Annotated in this window: 1 pseudogene; it reads left to right on the plus strand. The window is 65.5% G+C overall.

Going from position 1 to position 264, the window contains the following annotated elements:
- Positions 1–264, plus strand: a pseudogene (locus OH705_RS27710) (hypothetical protein); the annotation flags it as partial.

The raw sequence follows: 264 nt of genomic DNA on the forward strand, positions 1-264 counted from the left end.
CGGTGTGGCTGGATGACGAATGCGTCGGCCTGGGCATCGTGGTCGAGCAGCGCCGATGGTTCGCCCTCGGCCTCAAGCACGTCCGCCTGCATCAGATAGGCGATCGCGTGGCGGACAGCATCACGATCGAGTTCAACGGCGTGCTGTCGCTGGACGGGTGCGAGCACGACGTGCTGGCCGCGTGCGTGGCGCATTTCGAACATCGCGAACGCCACTGGCTGACGCTCTATTTGCCCGGCCTGGACATGGACGGGATTCCGCTGG

This window comes from Pseudomonas sp. BJa3, from assembly GCF_026343815.1.
Classification (GTDB): Bacteria; Pseudomonadota; Gammaproteobacteria; order Pseudomonadales; family Pseudomonadaceae; genus Aquipseudomonas; species Aquipseudomonas soli.